The following is a 19,800-nucleotide window of genomic DNA, read 5'->3' as shown; positions in this document are numbered from 1 at the left end:
GAAAATATCCTTACTTTCCCCTTCTTTTTTAAAAAAATTATGGTACGATAATCGTATTAGATAGAAACATTACTGTGGTGCAGAACTAAAGGAGTGGAAGTAGAGCTTATGAGTAAAAAAGTGTATAACTTCAATGCAGGTCCATCAGCATTACCTAAATCTGTTTTAGAAACAGCTCAAAAAGAGTTAGTAAACTTTGAGGATAGTGGCATGTCCGTAATGGAACTTAGTCATCGCAGCAAAACGTACGACTCTGTTCACCAAGAAGCAAAACAACTATTAACAAAACTATTAAACATACCAGACAATTATCAAATTCTCTTTCTTCAAGGAGGAGCGAGCTTACAATTTTCAATGATCCCTATGAACCTGCTTAAAGAAGGTCAAAAAGCAAGCTATTTGATGAGTGGATCTTGGTCAGAAAAAGCTTTCAAGGAAGCTCAATTAATCGGTGAAGCAAGTATTGCCGCATCTACTAAAAATGAACAATATAAGTCAATTCCTTCGTTTGACTCATCTACCATTGAATCAACTGATGCTTATGTACACCTTACTTCAAACAATACAATTTATGGTACACAGTGGCAATCGTTCCCTGACACAAAAGATGTCCCTTTAATTGCAGACATGTCTAGTGATATTTTATCTCGTCCTCTTGACATCGAAAAATTCGGGCTAATTTATGCAGGAGCGCAAAAGAATTTAGGTCCATCTGGGGTAACAGTTGTCATTGTGAGAAAAGACTTATTAGAACAGGAAAATGACAATATTCCAACCATTTTACGCTACCAAACTCATGCAAAAGCAGACTCCCTTTACCACACACCTCCAACGTTTGCGATCTACATGCTTCGTAACGTTTTAAGATGGGTGCAAGATCAAGGTGGTGCTTTGGCTATCCAAGAACAGAACGAAAAGAAGGCAAACTTACTTTATGAAGCAATCGACCAAAGCAATGGCTTCTACACAGGACACGCTACAAAAGAAAGTCGTTCACGAATGAATGTTACCTTCACTCTTCCTAACGAAGACTTAACGAAAGCGTTCTTGAATGAAGCTGCTGATAAAGGATTTGTTGGTTTAGGAGGACACCGCTCTGTAGGCGGTTGTCGCGCTTCCATTTATAACGCTGTGCCTGTTGAAGCTTGTACCGCTCTTCGTACATTTATGGAAGAATTTCAGCAAACACACAGTTAACGAAAAAAGAGAGCTGCACCATAGTCAGCTCTCTCCTAGACATATGATAAGAGCCATCCAGACACAGCCCCACTTAATACAGCAAACGTAAACATAAAAAATATTGTTTTTTTCCAATAAGTTCTCTCGGTAGACTCACCTGACTTTACCAACCTAGAAATTGCATAAATCAGTCCATAGATCATTAGAAGACAAAAGGATATAACTAATAAAATGAATGCGTGCATAAGTCATGTTCCCTCCTTTTTTTATTCTATGAAACAAACTATGTATACATGACGATCAAATACAATCGAGGTGAAATCTTATTATGAATTCAAAATCATTGCTCTATGGGATTGCAACAGGAATTGTCTTAGCTAGCACAGCTACTCTCCTCACCACCCCTGCATCCGGACCAGATTTACAACAGAGTTACAAAGCCAAGATGAAAAAATGGCGCCGAGACGTTAATCAATTTTCTAACGATACAATTATTTTGAAAGAAAAAGTTACTGAAACCACTCAACTTGGCATTCAATCGATTAAGGAAGTTAGTGGCGAAGTAAAAGAGGTCATCTCAGATTGGAAAAAAGATGTTCAGCCGAGCCTTAATCAACTAAAAAAAGATACCGATGCGTTGCAACAACGAGTCAAAGAAATGAAGCAGCTTAGTTAGGCTGCTTTTCATTATCCGTAGTGATCACTATATAAATATAGATTCATAGTGATTTATTAGAAAATTTCTAAAAACGAGAGAATTCCTCTTTCTTTTTAGGTGAACTCTTGTCATAATAAGTAATAAAAGTATTTAGAAATAACAATTTTACGGTATAGACTCACGTTGAAGATTGGATAGGGGGAGAAAAATGGAGCAAAATGAACCTTACTCTTTAAAACAGTCCGTTATTTTTAATCATAAGGTAGCTCAATTAAGCAAAGCCTTATGGAAGTCTGTAGAAAGAGATTGGCAGACTTGGATTAAACCATTTGATTTAAATATTAATGAGCACCATATTTTGTGGATTGCTTATCACCTCGATGGCGCTTCTATTTCTGATATTGCCAAATTTGGTGTGATGCATGTCTCTACAGCATTTAACTTTTCTAAAAAGCTTGAAGAACGAGGCTTTCTTACGTTTTCAAAAAAAGAGAATGATAAACGTAATACGTATGTCTGTTTAACTCAAGAAGGAAAAGATATGTTCTTAAAAACCTTAGAAGCTTATGAACCGAGCACGTACGGTGTCTATGGAGGCGCCTTGCCAATCAAAGAACTATACGGTAAATTCCCAGAATTCTCAGAAATAATGAGTATGCTCCGCCATATTTACGGACCAGATTTCATCGATATGTTTGAACAAACGCTTCAAAAGTTTGAAGAGGATTTTACTGAAGAAGGAGGTCGCCTCTCACCGAGACAAACGCTACTCGAGGAGAACGAACCTAAAAAAGAAACATCTTAATCATTCCGTGATAAAAGGACCGGTTGGGTTAAATCCAATCGGTCCTTTTTCCTATTTATGAAACCGTGAAAACGTTTGTTATTGTCGAAATCCTTTTATTTTTGTCAGAGGTATTGCATTATCTCCAAAAAGAGCGTAAATTAATCACTTAGATTGAGGAGGTGCAGCTTAGATATGAACTGCTGGAAAACCATTAACATTTCTCGTGATTACGGTACGTTGCGCCTAGTCATGTTTTCAACAAGTACTGTATTATTATCGTTCTTATTTTATTATTTAATTATGAGTACGATTGTTCAAACAACAGAATTTACTCCATTTGGATTTGGTACTTTTATTACTGGCTTACTTCTACTAGTCATTTCACATAAAATTCTCCACTGCCTACCCATTTGGCTTTTTGGTGGACGTGCGATTATAAAATTTGGTAAATATATGTTTGTACCAACGATGGCCATAAAGCTTAAAGAGCCACTATCAAGAAATGTCTACTTATTAGCTCTTATCTCGCCACTAGCCATTATTACTAGCTTGTGTGCAGTAGGATCCATTATGTGGCCAGAATACTTGCCTTACTTTTCAATTCTTACTTCAGTCAACTTTGGTTTAGCCTTTTACGATTTAGTCTATGCTTCACACTTATTGAAGGCTCCTAAGAAGTGCTTTATTGAAGATCATGATGAAGGGTTTCATATCCTTATTAAGCAAGCAGTATAAAAAGCAGAACCATGATAAACATGGATTCTGCTTTTTGTCTGTTTATCTATTATTCATTAACTAACATTTCAAAAACAATCTCATCTTCTTTTAAGTTGATCGTTCTAGCTCTAAAATCAAGTTTTGGATCCACATCTATCTCAGTTACTTTTATATGGGCTAGACGGTCAGTTGGGTGGATCTCAACCCATTCAGGCAACTCTGCATAATCTCTGATCAACTGCATCGCTCGATCTTGAGGAAGCTGAAGAATGCCTACAGATACTGACTCAGCTAATAGTAAGACATCTCCCTTCTTGCTCACTTCAGGCTTAAAGTTCATTTGTAGTGGAACGCGTTGACCTAGTAAATTAAATTCAGATCTAAATTGAATAAATTCATCACCAAGCTCGACAACATATGGTACACCCGCATCCTCTTCCTCTATTTGATTCGCTATTAATCCATTAAGCTTACTTTTTGTCGTTTCAATAGTGAATGTGGCCTCACGATCGATTGGTCCCGTCTCTACAAAGTGACTATCATCAATTGGACCTACTAGTCTCATGACGAAAACAAAGGCCAGAATAAGTAGAATGACATTAATGGCAGCAAGCGTGAAAAAAGCCCATTTAAATAGAGATCGCTTCTTGGTATTCTCAGTCATACGTTCACCCCTTTTTAGTGATTGTACGTGCTTCTAAATCATTTTACAAACATCCTTACCCACTCATTCCCTTATTCGGAAAACTAAATCTTGCATACTTCTATCTTTTTTTAAAAAGTTTTGTTAAAGTTTAGTATAAGACAAAGCTAGACTGGAGGCAGTTGGATGGTCTTTTTCCTAGTATTTTTTGCCCTATTTATTTTGTACATGATTAATTCAATGACGGACGCATTGTGTGAACGTAGAGAAATTCCGTCTGAAAAACAACCAAAAGTTTTTCGTACAATTAATATCCTTATGACAATTTTACTCACTTCCACATACGTAAAATTTATGTTTACCTAGAAAAGCGGAATGATTCGTTTAGATATGAGGAGGCTGGAGCTTTGACAATGAGAAGCGGAATTTGTTTCGTTTGGCAAAGTGAAGGTACCGATTATCTGAATCATGCAGCTAGACATGAAAAGCATCGGCGACTGTTCTGGCATGCGGAAAAATGAGGGTAAGTAATATGAAGTCGCTCTTTGACTTTATTTGATTCACCGTTTTTCCCCGCAGGACAAGGAACCGCAGTTAGACACGAAAAGCGTAGTTGGCTCGTTTAGGTATGAGGGCGGTGGAGCTTTGGCAATGAGAGGCGCCTTATTGCTTCGTGACAAAGTGAAGCGACCGATGAGCTGAGCCACGAAGCTAGACAAAGAAAAGCGAAGGCGACTGTTCTGGCATGCGGAAACGTCGCTAAATAAAAAAGAATGGAGCGCATATTACAGCGCTCCATTCTTTTTTATTCGGTTATTAGCAGCACCAAGACGCGCCGATAATCACTAGTAGGATAAATAACACTACGATCAACGCGAATCCGTTAAAGCCATGAGAGTGACCCATTGTGGAATCCCCCTTTCCGTTTGTAATAGTTAACCGTAAAGAGGTGTTGATGCAACTCTAGCACCAAGCCGCACCTACAATTACTAATAAGATGAACAACACCACGATCAACGCAAAACCACCATGATATCCGTGAGACATAAGAACACCTCCTCTTTGTTTTGTTAGGATATACTATGCAATCGCCTCGTTTAGGTACTAGGCGATTGCCCTAAATATCTATTTCAAGTTTTCAATTCCTTTGGAAAACCTTTCTTTAAAACCTTAATATATGGTATAGTATTTTCTGTATTAAGGTTCGACTACTCATTGTGTAAACCTAATTATTTATAAGCGAAACAACCTGAATCCTTATTAAATAGATGTTTCCAAGACACATGACTAGCGACAATTTGAGGAGTGGAATAAATGAATAAACGAATAATCGCTGCGGTAGGTCTAGCGTGTCTAACTGCTCTTGCAGCTTGTAACAACGAAGAAACAACATCTGATTCTGAGGTAGTTGTAACCGTTGAGGGAAATGAAGTAACAGAAGCTGAGTTTTTTGATAAAATGAAAGAACGTTATGGTCAAGCTACTTTAGAAGAAATGGTTCAACGCATCTTAATCGCTGACGCCAAAGAAGAAGTAGGTGTTACAGAAGAAGAAGTTGAAGAAGGTATTGCAAACTTTAAGGGACAATTAAACGTGGAATCTGACGAAGAGCTTCTTGAAATCCTTAAAGCACAATTTAACATGTCGTATGAATCAATGGATGAATTTGTAGAAGACATGGTTGTACCGCCAATAGTTTTGGATAAGCTTGCGAAATCAGAGGTCAATGTGACTGAAGAAGACAAACGAGCTTACTACGAGGAAAATGAAGAATTATACGCTGAACAAGTTGAAGCAAGCCATATTCTTGTTGAAGATGAAGATACTGCAAACGAAGTTCTTCAGAAGCTAGAAGAAGGCGAAGAATTTGCCGATTTAGCTGCTGAATATTCAATGGATGGATCTGCTACCCGTGGCGGAGAATTAGGTTTCTTTGGTGAAGGTGAAATGGTTTCTGAATTTGAAGAAGCTGCCTTTGCCCTTGAAGTAGGCGAAGTAAGCGACGCAGTAGAATCTCAATATGGATACCATATTATTAAAGTAACAGATCGAAAATCTAATTACGATGACTTTGCAGATGATATTGAACAAGCTCTTACCCAAGAACAGTCTAAATCAACTGAAGAAGTTTTAAGTGATTTGATCGACAACGCGGATATTGATGTGAAAGATCCTGAATTCGCTGACCTCTTTGATGAAAATGAAGAAGCGGAAGAAACAAACGAATAATGAATAAAAACCAACGCTAGTGAACCTGGTGTTGGTTTTTTGTATTTTGGAAGTAAGCCTAAATTACACATATGCCTATGTCAAAAATTAGACACCTGCATACGTTAGATTAAGGGAGCACCCCAATTATGGATATGAAAGGATGAGTAACATGTCAAAAAGTGGTCCAGTCCAAGGTTATGATTGCCATCACGGCGATAACGTATTTACTGTACTCGTAATACTCTTTATCCTATTAGTCATCGTAGGAGCAACATTCTACTGCTAAATAGAAAAGCGAAGTTGGCTCGTTTAGGTATGAGGGCGATGGAGCTTTGCCAATGAGAAGCGCTTTTTGCTTCGTTTGACAAAGTGAAGCGACCGATGACCTGAGCCACACAGCTAGACAAGAAAAGTGGAGGCGAGTGGGCTGGCATGCGGAAAAATAAGGGGAGCAATATGAAGTCGCCCTTTGACTTCATTTGATTCACCGTTTTTACCCAGCCGCAGCAAGACAAGAAAAGCTGTATGGCCTTGCTCACGAGCGACCAGTCTTTCAAACTGGCAATGAGAAGTCTCCTTTTAACTTCTTTTGACGGAATGAAAGAACCTCAAGCGAGTAGGCCCTGCAGCTAGACACCAAAGCGGAAACGAGTCGCTTTACTCGCACAAAAAGGTCGTAGCTAATGCTACGACCTTTCTTTGATGCGGCGTGCTTTCTCTTCCGCTAGTCTTTCCATATAGACATTACCTTCTTTTTCAATCCATTCTTGCTCAAATTCACGCTCTTCCTTTGAATATTTCACCGACAAGTATCCACTAAGTAAAATCCCTGCAATAACGAAATAGACCCACCATGGGCTTGCTAGAAGAGCTGCTCCTATCGCTGTTTGAGTCAAAACAAACAATGCAGCTAAGATAATTAACAAAATCAGTGCTAAGCGTTGGTTTTTTTGACGTTTGTCCATCTCTTTTTCCCCCTTGCTTGTCTTCTTGTAGTAATGAATATGTCGCTAGGGGGAAAACTAGAACCTAGATATCTAATGGCGGTTCATGAAAAGTTGGTTTATAGAAACTACGGTTGTCTAAAGCCATAACACGTTCTGAGAAATCTCCTGGTTGGACACGTTCAAGTGCTCGGTCCATCATATTAATTTTCGCATCAACATTATCAATCATATGAAGCACTTCAGCTTCGCGAACGACAGGTACTTTTGGTGAGCCCCATTCGCCTTTTCCATGATGGCTTAACACCATATGTTGAAGAATTAATACTTCTTCCCCATCAAGCTCAAGCTCTTTAGCTGCTTCTCCAATCTCATTAACCATAATGGAGATGTGACCTAAAAGCTTTCCTTCAATCGTGTATTTCGTATCAATCGGTCCAGATAACTCACGAACCTTCCCTAAGTCATGTAAAATCACACCTGCATAAAGAAGATCTTTATCTAACGTTGGATAGAGAATTGCTAAGTCTTTAGCAATTTTCAACATTGACACAACATGATATGCAAGCCCTGATACGAATTCATGATGATTTTTTGTCGCAGCTGGTGATTCAAGGAATGCCTGCTGATGCTTCTTTAATAAAAAGCGAGTTATACGCTGAATCGTGGGGTTCTTCATTTCAAAAATGTATTGTGTTACTTCTTCAAGCATATCTTCTGGTGATATCGGAGCGGAGCGCACAAAATCTGCTACCTTTACATTATCCATCGCCGTTGTTGGACGGATGCTACCAATCTTTAGTTGAAGGCGTCCACGGTATTCAATAACATCACCTTGTATATGTACGATGGCCTTACTAGCAAACGCCACTTCATCTTCAGGCGAACATCCCCAAAGCTTTGCTTCAAGCTCTCCTGTATGATCGCCTAGGATTAATGTTAAGAACGGCTTGCCGTTACTCGCAATTCCTTTAGTAGCTGTTTTAATTAGTAAATAAGATTCAATCTTCTCGCCTACTTTATGATAGCGGATTCCTTTACTCAACCGTTTCACCTCATTTTAATTTATATCTTTGCCTTATAGTATAGCATATTTGAAGAAGTCTTTTCACAAACTCGAAGAACCTATTCTCTTGTCTAGAGAACAGGTTCCTCTTGTTAAGCAGTTGATTTTATTGCTTGCTTTCGTTTAGCAAGCCAATAGACCGTTGCAATAAATGCAATAAACATCGTAAGAGCTCCCATACTATAAGGAAGGTACATACTCCACTCAAACATCAATCCAGCAAGCATGGCACCGACAACATTTCCTAGACTTAAAAAGGAGTTATTTAACCCCATAATCATTCCTTGCCTATCCCCTGCCAGCTTTGAAATCATCGTATTCACAGCTGGTCTGAGAATTGAATTTCCTAAGAAAAACAAACACGTTGTCAATATCACGGTTGGAAGGTCAAAGGCGAGCATCATTACGACATACCCAACTCCACTTAAAAGAAGTGCGCCTAAGACTACTCTCTCATCCCCAAAGCGCAGCGTTAGCCTTCCGACAAGTCCACCTTGAGCAACTGCTCCTATGACTCCGACCAACACCATGATGAATCCAACTTGTGAAGGTGAATAGTTAAATTGATGCAGAGCATACATTCCAAAAATCGTTTGGAAATTGGCTAGACCAAAGCTTAAACCAAATACCAATAATAATAAAAAACCTACAGGACTCTTAATCGCTTGCCACATCTGAACAAATTGATTGCTATGGTCAGCTGTAAGCGCCAATTCTGCCCGCTTTTCTTTTGACAATGATTCAGGTAAAAGAAACAAAGAGAAGATACCAGCAAGTGTTGCTGCAACCCCTGCAAAGAGAAACGGTAATGCTAAGCTTACTTCTGCTAACCATCCTCCTACCCCGGGGCCAAATACGATTCCTAACGCCATTGCAGCTCCAAGCATCCCCATCCCATGTCCGCGTTTTTCCGGTGAAGTGCGATCAGAAACATAGGCCATAGCAGCTGGCATTATTGCCGAACCGAAAGAACCAGCAAGCATTCTAGAGAGAAAAAGCATCCATAGGTCGGTTGCAAAAGCAAAAATAAATTCAGCACCAGCAAACCCAAACATACCAATAGCAATTAATGGCTTTCTGCCATATTTATCAGACATTTTACCCCAAAAAGGAGCAAGTAAAAATTGCATAAAGGAGAAAACAGCAATAAGTAAGCCTAATTCAAAACTCGATGCCCCAAATGCTTCTACGTAATAAGGAAGAATCGGAATCACTAATCCTATCCCCATCATTATGACAAACATATTAATCATCAGCATGAATAAAGACTTAAATTCTTTATTTTTCATAGTATGATCCTTCTTTACATTAATTAGTGTATCGAAATAAGTATAAAATGAAAAAGAAGAAGCGTCAATCTATGACTTCTTCTCCTTTTTCTTTGTTCTATTAGCTGTTTGTTCTTTTAAATTTGGTGTTGGGAAGCTAATAACGAATTTCACTCCAACATCACTGTTTTCAATTCGCGGATGGCCTCCATGTAACTCAGCGATTCGTTTAACAATCGCAAGTCCCAATCCAAACTTCCCTTTATTCCCTTTGTAAAATGGATTAAAGAGTTGTGGCAGATCAGCTTCAGGAATCGGCTCTCCGTTATTTTCAACACTAACTTCGACACGGTCCTCAAACGATTTCGCCGTAACCCAAATGGTATCGACTGCATACCGAAGCGCATTCTCAACTAAATTCTCAAGCAACACTTCAAGCTGTTCGACATCTCCATGAATCTTCGTTTCAGGCCCGATAATCTTGATCTTAACATCTTCACGCTGTACGCGAAAACGCTCTTCTATTTGGAAAGCAACTGAACCAAAGATGATTTCCTCATGCTTAGGAGTTTCTTCTTTTAAGGAATCAAGCTTAGTGTAATAAAGCATATCAACTACACGACGTTCCATTCGATTTCCCTCTTCAATAATTACATTCATCGTTTGTTCCATATTCTCTTTAGGGAGAATGCCATCCTTAACTGATTGAGCATAACTTTTAATCACCATAATAGGAGTTTTCAGTTCATGAGAAGCATGTTGAATGAACGTCTTCTGCGCTCGATCATAGCTATTTAAGTTCTGACGCATTTTTTCAAATTGATCAGATAATCGCTGGAAATCCTCATCGCCATCCCATTTTAATGGCTCTTTCCAATCGCGATTAGCTATTTGTTCAAGGTGGTTTCCTAACACAATTAATGGTTGCCGTAAATAATGCTTTAACCAAATCGCTGGCAACAGACTTAGACCACTAGTCAATAAGAGTAAATACAATAAACGTTCCCACAGTCTGTTAACCATTTGATCACGATACGTATCCCACATGTAAGAAATATGATATCCAGGAGTGCCTTGAACCTGTGCTTTAGATATGACATAAAACACCGTTGCCTCTCCATATTGAATCTCATATCTTCCCCGATTTGCTTCTTGCCTGTAGGCATTTTGAGCCATTTCAAGCAAGATATCAGGTGGAGGAAATGAATCACCGACCGGAGCACGTCCAACAGTATCATGAATAAAAAAGTGCCCAATATCTCCGGCTTCACGACGATCCATAAACCCTCCAGCTTCATCTCTTGGATCAATCAAATCGAGCAAGGGATACGCATATCTGGTTTGTGCTGTTTCAATTAGTCGATACGTCTCTTCTGTTAATGTTCCTTTAATCGAGATCGGGTAAATAATAATAATTGATAGAGCAACTAATACAATGAGTGAAATAAAAGCAAGCCAAATACGTTTGGCTAAGTTCACTTTGATCATGAAGAAAGAACCCTATATCCGTATCCGTATAACGTCTCTAAATGGATACGTGGCATCTTTTTACGTACACGACGAACAACATCATCTACTGCACGCTCTGATCCAAAGTAATTCTCACCCCATACGTGCTCAATGATCTTCTCACGGGAAAATGCTTTTCCAATTTCACCGGTTAACAACAAGATGAGATCCATTTCTTTAGTCGTAAGGTCAACAATTTCTTCGTCACTCACTTCTGAATCTACGACCGTACGACCTACTGGATCAATGATATATTGATTCAAATCAATCTTCTTTTGGTCTTGTGAAGTTGAACCATATACACGATTCACTAATTTTTTAGCGCGAATAATCAGCTCTTGAGGTAAAAATGGCTTCGCTAAGTAATCATCACTTCCCATTTCAAGTCCTAACACACGGTCAAGATCTTGATCACGAGCAGAAATGAAAATAACTGGCGTATCCCCATTTTCTTTGATTCCCTTCAACAATTGATACCCATCTGTACCAGGTAACATAATATCTAATATCCATAAATGAGGCTTGTCTTCAATTGCATCGCGAGCAGCGTCGCCATCATTAAATACGCGTACTTCCCATCCTTCTTTTTCAAGATAAGCTTTTAATACTTCTGATAAGTTTTGTTCATCCTCAACGAGATAAACGAGATATTGTCCCATTCCCGCATCCTCCTTCTTGTCTATACGGACAAATTAATCATTTCCTACTAACTAATTTGTCTTTACACCTATTTTAGTACATTTTCCACTATTGGCCTAATTTAAACTAAGACGAGAAATAATCCTTTAAAACAACCGCTTTTTTTACTTGCATAATAGGGATTTTACCGTCGATTATTTCCCGGGTAAGAACATTTCCTGTCTAAAGCTGTATTTAAATGTTCTTCTCATTATTATCACGTAAAATGTAGTTCGAGACTATCTTATCATGACAAATAACATGAAATAACTAGATTTCCCACATTCTTTTCGGCATCGTTAAATCTAGTACAATCAAAAAAAGCACCCATGTTGAGCGCCTTTCTATCTCTATAATAAGGCAATCGCTGTAGCGATTTTCATCGACTGGCACTATTAAATAAAGATGATTCTCGTCAACATGTTCAATAATTCCATTATAACTTGGTTGCCCGTTCATCTCTGTACGAACGGCTTGGTTCAAGTATTGTTGACACTAAGATTGCATTTCCTGTGTTTGGTTCAACTTGCATGCCCCCCCTTCTGACCATCTTATGCATGCCTATAGAATTAGGTTAAGGCGGAGGGTGTACAAATATGAAGAGGATTCCTTATAAAATAAGGAATCCTCTCAATGATTATTTTGTTACTTCTGTTTTCATTTGTTCGAATCTCACGACGGTAAAATACGTCTGAATAATCATAAATACGTTTCCGACAACCCAGTAAAGAGAGAGCGCAGATGGTAACGTGACACCCGCTACTACAATCATGATTGGCATAATATAGATAATAATCTTCATCTGATCATTAAGTTGAAAAGATGTCATTTTCACCTGGAGGAATGTCGTAATCCCTGCAATAACCGGTAACAAATATAATGGGTCAGGGGCACCTAAATCGAACCATAGGAAAGAATGCAGTGCGATCACTTCCGTACGCATAATCGCAAAATAAAAGGCCATCATCACAGGCAATTGAATAAATAGCGGTAAACAACCTGCCATTGGATTAACTCCGCTATCTTTATACAAAGCCATCAATTCCTTTTGCATCTTCTGTTGCTCTTTTGGATCACGCTTTGTACCTTGTCCGTACTTTTTTTGAAGAGCATCCATTTCAGGACGAAGAGCTTGCATAGCACGGCTGCTTTTTTGCTGTTTCACCATTAAAGGCAATAAGAATAATCGAATACCAATCGTTACAACAACAATGGATAATCCGAAACTACCATTAAAAAGATCCGCTACACTAATAAGTACCCAAGAAAGCGGATAGACAAAGAAGTGATTCCAAATCCCTTCCGTCTCTGCTGTAATCGGCTGCCCGTTCGCTCCGCAACCTGCTAATGCTGTGAGTAATACAATGATTAATAAAATCCACCCTACTTTTTTCACTATACATCCTCCTTGTTGTTTAAATTCTAAAAGTTAAACAACAAGTGAATGTGGCTCGTCATCGCTAGAGCCCTTATCAAAAACGGATGGTATCTTAGGTCGATACGTACTTGATGAAGGGCGAATAAGAGCAGCAATTACTAATTCAATGCATTCTGTTTGAAGCAGTTGCTTCTTACTCGCCACGTGAAATGTAAACCACACATTCACTACACTTGCTCGTGCAAAAGCAGCGACAAGTAACAATGTCATTACTACACCTAACCAGAGCATCGTCATATCAGAAATAACCTCTATCATCTATTCGCCCTCCTTTCTTTTTAAGTTAGAGTTATCATATCACATTTTTTATCGGATACAAATCCAATCTAATTTCCAATTCAGTTATTCTTTTTTTGTCATTTGAATCGCTCGTTTAATATCTTTAAATGCAGAACTCTTTCCATATAATAATACGCCACCTTTGAAAATTCTTGAGCCGATAATGGCTAAGATTCCAATTGTCGCAACTAGAATTCCAACTGAAAGTAAAAATTCCCATAGAGGAATCGTTAACATTCCGACTCGAAGGAACATAATCATCGGACTAAAAAATGGGATAAATGATGTGATCGTGATAAAGCTAGACTCAGGTGCATTGATCCCGAACATTGCAATGAAAAATGCTACGATTACTAATAAATTCATTGGACCAATCACTTGATTGACATCTTCAATCCTACTTACCAGCGAACCTAAAGTAGCAGCAAGTGTCGCATAAAGAAGATATCCTAATAAGAAGAATAAAACAGCATAGCCTATTAGATCTAGCGGAATACTCTCACCTAATAACGTTTGAATCATCGTGAAGCCGCCTTCAACTTCGTCTTGACTAACAACAGAACTTCCGACTGCTACAAGAAAAATAAGACCATATTGCGTGAGTGCCAACAACCCTATTCCTACTATTTTGCCGAACATTTGGGCCACTGGAGAAGCACTCGATACGAGAATTTCCATCACTCGTGATGATTTTTCCGTTGCAATCTCTGTGGCGATCATATTGCCAAAGATTAGTACAGAGAAATAGATGACAAAAAGTAATACATATACAAACGACCTAGCTTGGTTCAACTCCCTCTCTGATCTAGCAGAATCGCTGACCGTCGATGTTTCAAAAGAGATCGGCGAATAAATTTCAGCCAATGCCTCACTGCTTAAACCAAGCTCTTGAGTGACCTGTGTTTCTTTAATATGTTGAAGCGCATTTTGAATTTGCATAGGGGTAAATTGCTGTGCTAGTGAATCTGAATAAAAGGTAGCTCGAGGTAACCCATCATTGGATTCCTGCATCACTAATGCGGCACCATATTCCCCATCTGAAACTGCTTCTAGAGCCTCCTCTTCATTTAAAGATGTTTCAATTAATTGAATTCGATCAGAGTGTGGTTCGAGTTGTTCAGATAAAGGCAAGAACCATTCCCCACTCTCTTCCACTAAAGCTACTTCTACTCCTCTACTCTCAGCATCCTCTTCAAACATCATGAAAATTCGGTCCATATTAATAATAAACATCATAAATATTAGTGTAATAGCTGTAGAGATCAAAAAGGCTTTTGACATTAATCGATTCTTATATGTATGAGCAAGAATGATACCAAAATTACGCATATGCGGTCCCTACTTTCTCAATAAAGATGTCTTGAAGGCTTGGTTCTTCTACTTCGAACTTCCTCACATACCCTTCTTTTGCAACGTGAGAGAAAATCATCTTCGCTACTTCCTCATCTTCAACTTGAAGCCTCACACCTTCTTGCTTTTGTTTAAATTTAATTACGCCAGGTAGGTTTTTCAAAGAATCAAAGGGTCTCTCTCCTTCAATGACAATGAACTTATTTCTAAAGCTCTGTTTAATTTCTCTTAAATTTCCTTGAACCACAGGACTTCCATGATGGAGAATACATAAATGCTGGCATAGCTCTTCTACATGGTCCATTCGATGACTCGAGAATACAATTGTTGTCCCTTGTCTCTTCAAGTCAATAACCGCTTCTTTTAATAACTCTGCATTAATAGGATCTAGACCACTAAATGGTTCGTCTAGAATGAGAAGTTCAGGCTTATGAATAACCGAGGCAATGAATTGAATTTTTTGCTGGTTCCCTTTTGATAACTCTTCAATTCTTTTGGACTCATAATCTGTTATTTTAAAACGCTCAAGCCATTTTTTCATTTCTACTAGAATATCTTTTTTAGCCATCCCTTTAAGGCGACCTAAATAGATGAGTTGGTCTCTTACCTTTAGCTTAGGATATAACCCTCTTTCCTCAGGTAGATAGCCAATTACATTTGTCCTCGAATAATCAATTTTTTGACCATTCCACGTAATCTCTCCTTCAGAAGGTTCAAGTAACCCAAGCATCATTCTGAAGGTAGTTGTTTTCCCGGCCCCATTCGCCCCAAGCATCCCAAACATTTCTCCGCGAGGTACTTCTAGTGACAGCTGATCAACCGCCACAGAATGACCAAAGCGCTTTGTAATCTTATTAATTTTAAGCGTCATCTGATTCCCGCCTTTCTTTTAATTTTCTATAGACCCTTGTGCTAAACGTCCTTATGTTATACGTCCCTACACAGATTTCGTTTCTTCTTTTAAAATGATTCGCAAAATTTCTCTTAGCTCTAACGGTTGAACGGAAGTGACTGAGGCACCCACCCTTCTCAATTCTTGTTCAACTGTTAGAACATCTGATGTAATACATTCTACTAACGATCCCTGCCTAGTTACTGAGACCATTCCTTTAATATTTTTGACGGCAGATGGGTCTGCTGCCACCCACATACGACTCCACGACGCTATCAGGCTATCTTTTTCATACTGGTTGAGGATCTGGCCATCTTTCATTAACAATATATAATCAGCAAGCGTTCTAATTTCATCTGCTGAGTGCGTAGCTAATAAGATACTTTGATCGTCTGCTCTTTCCATATAACGAACCATTTCATCTCTCATTTGTTCTTGGCCTTCAAAGTCTACTCCAGCTAGTGGTTCATCTAAAAATAAAACCTTTGACTCTCGTGCCAATGTTAAGGAGAGCATCGCTTTTTTCTGCATCCCGCCTGAAAGTTTTTCCACTTGTTTTTTTAAGGGTAAATCAAATAATGAAGTAAGCCTATGAAACTCATTACGATTCCAGCCTGGATAACTCATTTCAAAGAAATCCGCTAATTGTGCTACTGTAAATCCTTGATACATAAGCGGTGTTTGTGGGACATAAGCAATTGCCTGCTTCCATCCATTTTGACTGCTATCATCAAAATGATATTCAATCTCCCCGCCTTCCTTTTTCACTAAACCCATTATTAGTTGAAATAAAGTTGATTTTCCTGCTCCGTTATTTCCAACAAGTGCTACGATACTGCCTGTTTCGATGTGACATGATGTTGGTCCAAGTTCGAAGCTTTTGTCTATCTTTTTATAAATGTCTTTCAACGAAATCATTTCTTACCCCTCCCTGTAAACTCTCTATTCCATTAAAGCTTCTTCTAATAATGTTCTCAATTCCTCATCCGTATAATTGTGCCGTCTTCCGACTTCTATTGCTCGTCTAAACGTCTCATATACAGCTTCTGCTTTTGCTTCTTTCTTAGATCGTTCATCTATTTCAGCTACAAATGTACCTCTGCCTTGGCTTGTTTTTATATAACCCTGCTGCTCTAGATTTTGGTAAGCGCGTCTTGTGGTGATTACACTACAAGCAAGATCTTTAGATAAGGCTCTTATAGACGGCAACGGCATTCCTGTACTAACATGCCCTGAAACAATGAGTGCTTTGATTTGTTCTTCGATTTGATGATAAATCGGAGTACGTGAGCCCTCTTGGACGCTTATTGGTAACTTCAATCAAAGACCTCCTTTCTGGTGGTAGAACAATTACAAATGGTAATCTGTTTTATTTTCATAATACTTGTATGAAAAAATCCAAATGACCGTGGCAATCAACAAAAACAAGAGAGTAATCCCTAAGAGTAATAGAGGATTTGTTTGTACGACATTTATAGACCAAATAATATAAGGAGCTCCTGCCAACAGATTAAAAGCAGTTAGTAAAATAATAAGTACTACAATGTAAATGACACTCCAAATTACCAAAGCTACAGGTGAATATCTTCCACCCGGTTCACCTGCTGCATACATTCCGCCCCATACACAGCTGATGGCCAGCCAGCTTATACCAAGAATGATTGCCTCAGTGACTGATAACCCTTCTCTTATACTGGTTGAGAAAACATAGAACAACATAAACACAATCGAATTAAACGTAAGGATATAAATCGCACTCATTATAAATCTGCTTTTCATAATGACTCGATCAGCAATAGGCGTTTGTTTTAGTAATATAAAAAAGGAGCTGGCATACAAACCTCCTTTTAGATCTTGGATGTTAAATGGTTTATATCTTACCGTGTAAGCGATTGATAGAGCACTAAAAAATAAAAAGTCATAAATGACAGGTAAACGTCCGCCCACGCTTACTTCATCAATAAACTGTGTCCCTAAAAAAACAATTAAACCGATCGCAGCAGCCATCCAGACATACTTTATTAATGGTGTATTCTTTAACTCAAACAAAATGATCTTCTTAATTAATTGATTTTCCGACATGAGCTTCACCTCTTAAAGTGTATTGGTGTTTATATCTATATATACAGTATATGACCATTTCATTTTAAAAGCAATAATAAAAAAACAATAATTTTCCATTTTTATTTCACTTGCTTATGTAAGCGTTTAATTTTACACTATTCTTACAATGATGTAGGAGGTAATGGAATGAACGAATATTTTTTAACGGTTTATGAGGCGAATGGTGAAATGGTTTTTGAGGAGAAGATTGAAGCGGCCGATGACCAAGCAGCACAAGAAGTAGGGAAGAAGAAGTTGGATGAAAAAAACTTTACCAATCACACGCATCGTCTAACTCGCTCTGGTAAATTATTATTATTCCACGTCTAGTCTAATAAGCAAAAAGCACAGTTCATTGAACTGTGCTTTTTGCTATCTATTCTACTTGTACACGTAGTTGCTTTCTAAAAACCTCGCGAATCATGTAGGAGACACCGTTTTGCTCATTAGAACGAGTGATCCAGTCTGCAACATATTTAACCTCATCTGCTGCATTCCCCATTGCCACTCCTAAACCAACTTGTTCAACCATCTCGACATCGTCTGCCTCTACACCTACAGCAACCATTTCTTGAAGAGAAATCCCTAGCTCTTGGCCCACTTGTTGCAAACCATTTAATTTTGAGACCCCTTCTGCTACAATTTCCAGTTTGCCCTCACGTATGGATACAATATTGATTCCACATACCATTTCATTGAGCTGCTTTAGAGCCGATTGTTGTTCCGCTTCATCAAAAAATTGAACTTGAATTTTCGGTGGGGCAATCGCTTCTTGCATTAAACGGTCATAAACTGAGTCGACAAAAGAAACTGGATAAAACAGTGGGTCCCCTACTCCTATCGTCATTTTTGCGATTAATTGATTTTTTTGACGGGTTTTATTGCCAATCGCAAAACTTTCATGCAACACCCGAATATGACAATCATATTGCTCTAATAATTCAACAAGCTGTAGGGTCGTGTTCACACTGATCCTTTTTACATATAAAGGATCTTCAGGATCACTTGCCACAAATGCCCCATCATTCGTAATGAGGTATCCATCTAATTTTAATGATTTGGCTATTCTTTTTGCAGAAGAATGAGGTCTTGAAGTAACAAGTGTGACATAGACCCCTTTTTGTCTTACATACTCAATTGCCGCTTTCGTTTGCTTTGAGATCTTAGCGTTAGAACCAATTAATGTTTCATCAATGTTCAGGGCTAGTAATCGGTACGTCATGATGCTTTCCCCCTTTTTCTTTACGACGACACGTCCCATTTCGGTCTGCCTGTCTGTTCTCTAGACTGTATGTATCATGACATTGCATTAGAACTAAAAGTAGATAGACGAATTCCGTTACTTTCGCTATACTTTTTTTAGACATTCAGTAAAAAGGAGTTCACATGAAGACCTTTGTTCAATTTTACTTAGTTGTTCCAGTCATTTTTATAATTTTAACGAGCCTTCAATTAGAAGGAGATACGATTAACCAGCATGCTATTGCATTGCTCGGTGCAGCATCTGTTGGGCTATTTGCGGGATTTGTGCTGCATATGGCTGTATTAATTGGTAAGAAGATAAAAAAACAAACACCCGGCGACTAAAAAAAACGACAGGCATTGAAAATGCCTGTCGCTTTTGTATTCACTACTTATTGTTGACCTTCTGGGTTACCGTAGATCTCTTCAAGTGGTTCAGTAATAATTTTGTTGATATCCCCAATGATGACACTTAGACGTTGTTCTGCTTCCATTAGTTTTGAGATTAGCTCATGTTGCTGAACAAGTTCAAATTGTTGTTGAGCTTGTTGAGCTTCTTCTTCAGAAATCTGAATACCTTGCATTTGCTTTTGTTGAAGCTCTAACTGCAAGTTACGGAAGTTCTCAAGCATCTTTTTCGCGATATCATCCGCTTCAATTTGTTCATGCATTGATTGAAGTGCAGAGAATTCTTCACTTTCAGCAATTGCTTTCTTTAATTCATGAGCCTTATCGTATACATTTGACATTCTATAACGTCCTCCTAAAAAAATAGTCTTTACGACTATAACATGTCTAAACCGACAATTCATCCTATTAGGCGAATTTAAACAATA

27 protein-coding genes are annotated in these 19,800 nt (G+C 38.4%); 9 read left to right on the top strand and 18 right to left on the bottom strand.

Translation table 11 applies throughout. The annotated features are described in order from the left end of the window. Window positions 1–108: 108 nt before the first annotated feature. From serC to RYX56_RS18050, 4 genes are all read left to right on the top strand, one after another. Window positions 109–1,197, top strand: coding sequence for a 3-phosphoserine/phosphohydroxythreonine transaminase (gene serC / locus RYX56_RS18065; RefSeq protein WP_317123437.1), 1,089 nt, complete (start codon window positions 109–111; stop codon window positions 1,195–1,197). 310 nt (window positions 1,198–1,507) lie between these two features. Further along, window positions 1,508–1,855: a YtxH domain-containing protein gene (locus tag RYX56_RS18060; protein WP_317123436.1), complete on the top strand. Its 348-nt coding sequence runs from the start codon at window positions 1,508–1,510 to the stop codon at window positions 1,853–1,855. 190 nt (window positions 1,856–2,045) lie between these two features. Continuing rightward, window positions 2,046–2,642: an HTH-type transcriptional regulator Hpr gene (locus RYX56_RS18055; RefSeq protein WP_317123435.1), complete on the top strand. Its 597-nt coding sequence runs from the start codon at window positions 2,046–2,048 to the stop codon at window positions 2,640–2,642. 174 nt (window positions 2,643–2,816) lie between these two features. After that, complete coding sequence (locus RYX56_RS18050; RefSeq protein ID WP_317123434.1) at window positions 2,817–3,359, top strand: DUF3267 domain-containing protein; 543 nt, start codon at window positions 2,817–2,819, stop codon at window positions 3,357–3,359. A 49-nt stretch (window positions 3,360–3,408) separates the two neighbouring features. Here RYX56_RS18050 and RYX56_RS18045 read toward each other — a convergent pair whose 3' ends face one another. Next, window positions 3,409–4,005 (bottom strand): YpmS family protein, encoded by a 597-nt coding sequence (locus RYX56_RS18045; RefSeq protein WP_317123433.1) that lies wholly within the window; start codon window positions 4,003–4,005, stop codon window positions 3,409–3,411. Window positions 4,006–4,170: 165 nt separating this feature from the next. Between RYX56_RS18045 and RYX56_RS18040 the strand changes: the two genes are divergently transcribed. After that, window positions 4,171–4,350, top strand: a complete 180-nt coding sequence (locus RYX56_RS18040; protein ID WP_317123432.1) for a hypothetical protein — start codon at window positions 4,171–4,173, stop codon at window positions 4,348–4,350. Between the two features lie 450 nt (window positions 4,351–4,800). Here the strand turns inward: RYX56_RS18040 and RYX56_RS18035 are convergent, their stop codons facing one another. Both RYX56_RS18035 and RYX56_RS18030 read right to left on the bottom strand, forming a co-directional pair. Next, entirely contained in the window at window positions 4,801–4,890 is a 90-nt protein-coding gene (locus tag RYX56_RS18035; RefSeq protein WP_317123431.1) for a YjcZ family sporulation protein, read from the bottom strand. 57 nt (window positions 4,891–4,947) lie between these two features. Next, window positions 4,948–5,031 carry a YjcZ family sporulation protein gene (locus RYX56_RS18030; RefSeq protein ID WP_317123470.1) on the bottom strand — a complete coding sequence of 28 codons (84 nt, stop codon included), beginning with the start codon at window positions 5,029–5,031 and terminating at the stop codon, window positions 4,948–4,950. Window positions 5,032–5,298: 267 nt separating this feature from the next. Between RYX56_RS18030 and RYX56_RS18025 the strand changes: the two genes are divergently transcribed. Both RYX56_RS18025 and RYX56_RS18020 read left to right on the top strand, forming a co-directional pair. After that, a complete protein-coding gene (locus RYX56_RS18025; protein ID WP_317123430.1) occupies window positions 5,299–6,213 on the top strand; it encodes a peptidylprolyl isomerase in 915 nt (304 codons plus the stop codon). Window positions 6,214–6,364: 151 nt separating this feature from the next. Next, on the top strand, window positions 6,365–6,481 hold the full coding sequence (locus tag RYX56_RS18020; RefSeq protein ID WP_317123429.1) for a YjcZ family sporulation protein: 117 nt from the start codon (window positions 6,365–6,367) through the stop codon (window positions 6,479–6,481). Between the two features lie 400 nt (window positions 6,482–6,881). Here RYX56_RS18020 and RYX56_RS18015 read toward each other — a convergent pair whose 3' ends face one another. The 13 genes from RYX56_RS18015 to RYX56_RS17955 form a co-directional block, all read right to left on the bottom strand. Then, window positions 6,882–7,160: a sporulation YhaL family protein gene (locus tag RYX56_RS18015; protein ID WP_082153836.1), complete on the bottom strand. Its 279-nt coding sequence runs from the start codon at window positions 7,158–7,160 to the stop codon at window positions 6,882–6,884. A gap of 64 nt (window positions 7,161–7,224) precedes the next feature. Continuing rightward, window positions 7,225–8,184: a 3'-5' exoribonuclease YhaM gene (gene yhaM / locus RYX56_RS18010; protein WP_317123428.1), complete on the bottom strand. Its 960-nt coding sequence runs from the start codon at window positions 8,182–8,184 to the stop codon at window positions 7,225–7,227. 113 nt (window positions 8,185–8,297) lie between these two features. Further along, the gene (locus RYX56_RS18005) at window positions 8,298–9,518 is read right to left on the bottom strand and encodes an MFS transporter (protein ID WP_336623184.1); all 1,221 of its coding nucleotides are present in this window, start codon (window positions 9,516–9,518) and stop codon (window positions 8,298–8,300) included. Between the two features lie 45 nt (window positions 9,519–9,563). Next, window positions 9,564–10,961, bottom strand: a complete 1,398-nt coding sequence (locus RYX56_RS18000) for a sensor histidine kinase (protein ID WP_317123427.1) — start codon at window positions 10,959–10,961, stop codon at window positions 9,564–9,566. Beyond that, a complete protein-coding gene (locus RYX56_RS17995) occupies window positions 10,958–11,641 on the bottom strand; it encodes a response regulator transcription factor (protein WP_317123426.1) in 684 nt (227 codons plus the stop codon). Before RYX56_RS17995 ends, RYX56_RS18000 begins: the two co-directional genes overlap by 4 nt. Window positions 11,642–11,930: 289 nt before the next feature. Further along, on the bottom strand, window positions 11,931–12,143 hold the full coding sequence (locus RYX56_RS17990) for a hypothetical protein (protein ID WP_317123425.1): 213 nt from the start codon (window positions 12,141–12,143) through the stop codon (window positions 11,931–11,933). A 154-nt stretch (window positions 12,144–12,297) separates the two neighbouring features. Next, window positions 12,298–13,056 carry a membrane protein insertase YidC gene (yidC, locus tag RYX56_RS17985; RefSeq protein ID WP_317123424.1) on the bottom strand — a complete coding sequence of 253 codons (759 nt, stop codon included), beginning with the start codon at window positions 13,054–13,056 and terminating at the stop codon, window positions 12,298–12,300. 33 nt (window positions 13,057–13,089) lie between these two features. After that, window positions 13,090–13,356: a hypothetical protein gene (locus tag RYX56_RS17980; RefSeq protein WP_317123423.1), complete on the bottom strand. Its 267-nt coding sequence runs from the start codon at window positions 13,354–13,356 to the stop codon at window positions 13,090–13,092. A gap of 84 nt (window positions 13,357–13,440) precedes the next feature. Next, window positions 13,441–14,706, bottom strand: a complete 1,266-nt coding sequence (locus tag RYX56_RS17975) for an ABC transporter permease (RefSeq protein WP_317123422.1) — start codon at window positions 14,704–14,706, stop codon at window positions 13,441–13,443. Then, a complete protein-coding gene (locus RYX56_RS17970) occupies window positions 14,699–15,598 on the bottom strand; it encodes an ABC transporter ATP-binding protein (protein ID WP_317123421.1) in 900 nt (299 codons plus the stop codon). Before RYX56_RS17970 ends, RYX56_RS17975 begins: the two co-directional genes overlap by 8 nt. Window positions 15,599–15,664: 66 nt before the next feature. Beyond that, window positions 15,665–16,537 (bottom strand): ATP-binding cassette domain-containing protein, encoded by an 873-nt coding sequence (locus RYX56_RS17965; protein ID WP_317123420.1) that lies wholly within the window; start codon window positions 16,535–16,537, stop codon window positions 15,665–15,667. A 24-nt stretch (window positions 16,538–16,561) separates the two neighbouring features. Then, window positions 16,562–16,939, bottom strand: a complete 378-nt coding sequence (locus tag RYX56_RS17960; protein ID WP_317123419.1) for a GntR family transcriptional regulator — start codon at window positions 16,937–16,939, stop codon at window positions 16,562–16,564. A gap of 30 nt (window positions 16,940–16,969) precedes the next feature. Further along, complete coding sequence (locus tag RYX56_RS17955) at window positions 16,970–17,701, bottom strand: hypothetical protein (RefSeq protein WP_317123418.1); 732 nt, start codon at window positions 17,699–17,701, stop codon at window positions 16,970–16,972. Window positions 17,702–17,869: 168 nt separating this feature from the next. Between RYX56_RS17955 and RYX56_RS17950 the strand changes: the two genes are divergently transcribed. After that, window positions 17,870–18,052, top strand: coding sequence for a YhzD family protein (locus tag RYX56_RS17950; RefSeq protein WP_047973745.1), 183 nt, complete (start codon window positions 17,870–17,872; stop codon window positions 18,050–18,052). Between the two features lie 46 nt (window positions 18,053–18,098). Here the strand turns inward: RYX56_RS17950 and RYX56_RS17945 are convergent, their stop codons facing one another. Next, window positions 18,099–18,944, bottom strand: coding sequence for a Cof-type HAD-IIB family hydrolase (locus tag RYX56_RS17945; protein WP_317123417.1), 846 nt, complete (start codon window positions 18,942–18,944; stop codon window positions 18,099–18,101). A gap of 164 nt (window positions 18,945–19,108) precedes the next feature. Here RYX56_RS17945 and RYX56_RS17940 point away from each other — a divergent pair, with 164 nt between their 5' ends. Continuing rightward, complete coding sequence (locus RYX56_RS17940) at window positions 19,109–19,309, top strand: hypothetical protein (protein WP_317123416.1); 201 nt, start codon at window positions 19,109–19,111, stop codon at window positions 19,307–19,309. Between the two features lie 47 nt (window positions 19,310–19,356). On the opposite strand, the gene RYX56_RS17935 is transcribed toward RYX56_RS17940, so the two are convergent. Continuing rightward, on the bottom strand, window positions 19,357–19,713 hold the full coding sequence (locus tag RYX56_RS17935) for a YlbF/YmcA family competence regulator (protein WP_317123415.1): 357 nt from the start codon (window positions 19,711–19,713) through the stop codon (window positions 19,357–19,359). Window positions 19,714–19,800 lie beyond the last annotated feature (87 nt).

It is taken from the genome of Alkalihalophilus lindianensis, from assembly GCF_032843265.1.
GTDB classification, from domain to species: Bacteria; Bacillota; Bacilli; order Bacillales; family Bacillaceae_D; genus Alkalihalophilus; species Alkalihalophilus lindianensis.
This window is presented reverse-complemented; position numbering and strand designations above follow the sequence as displayed.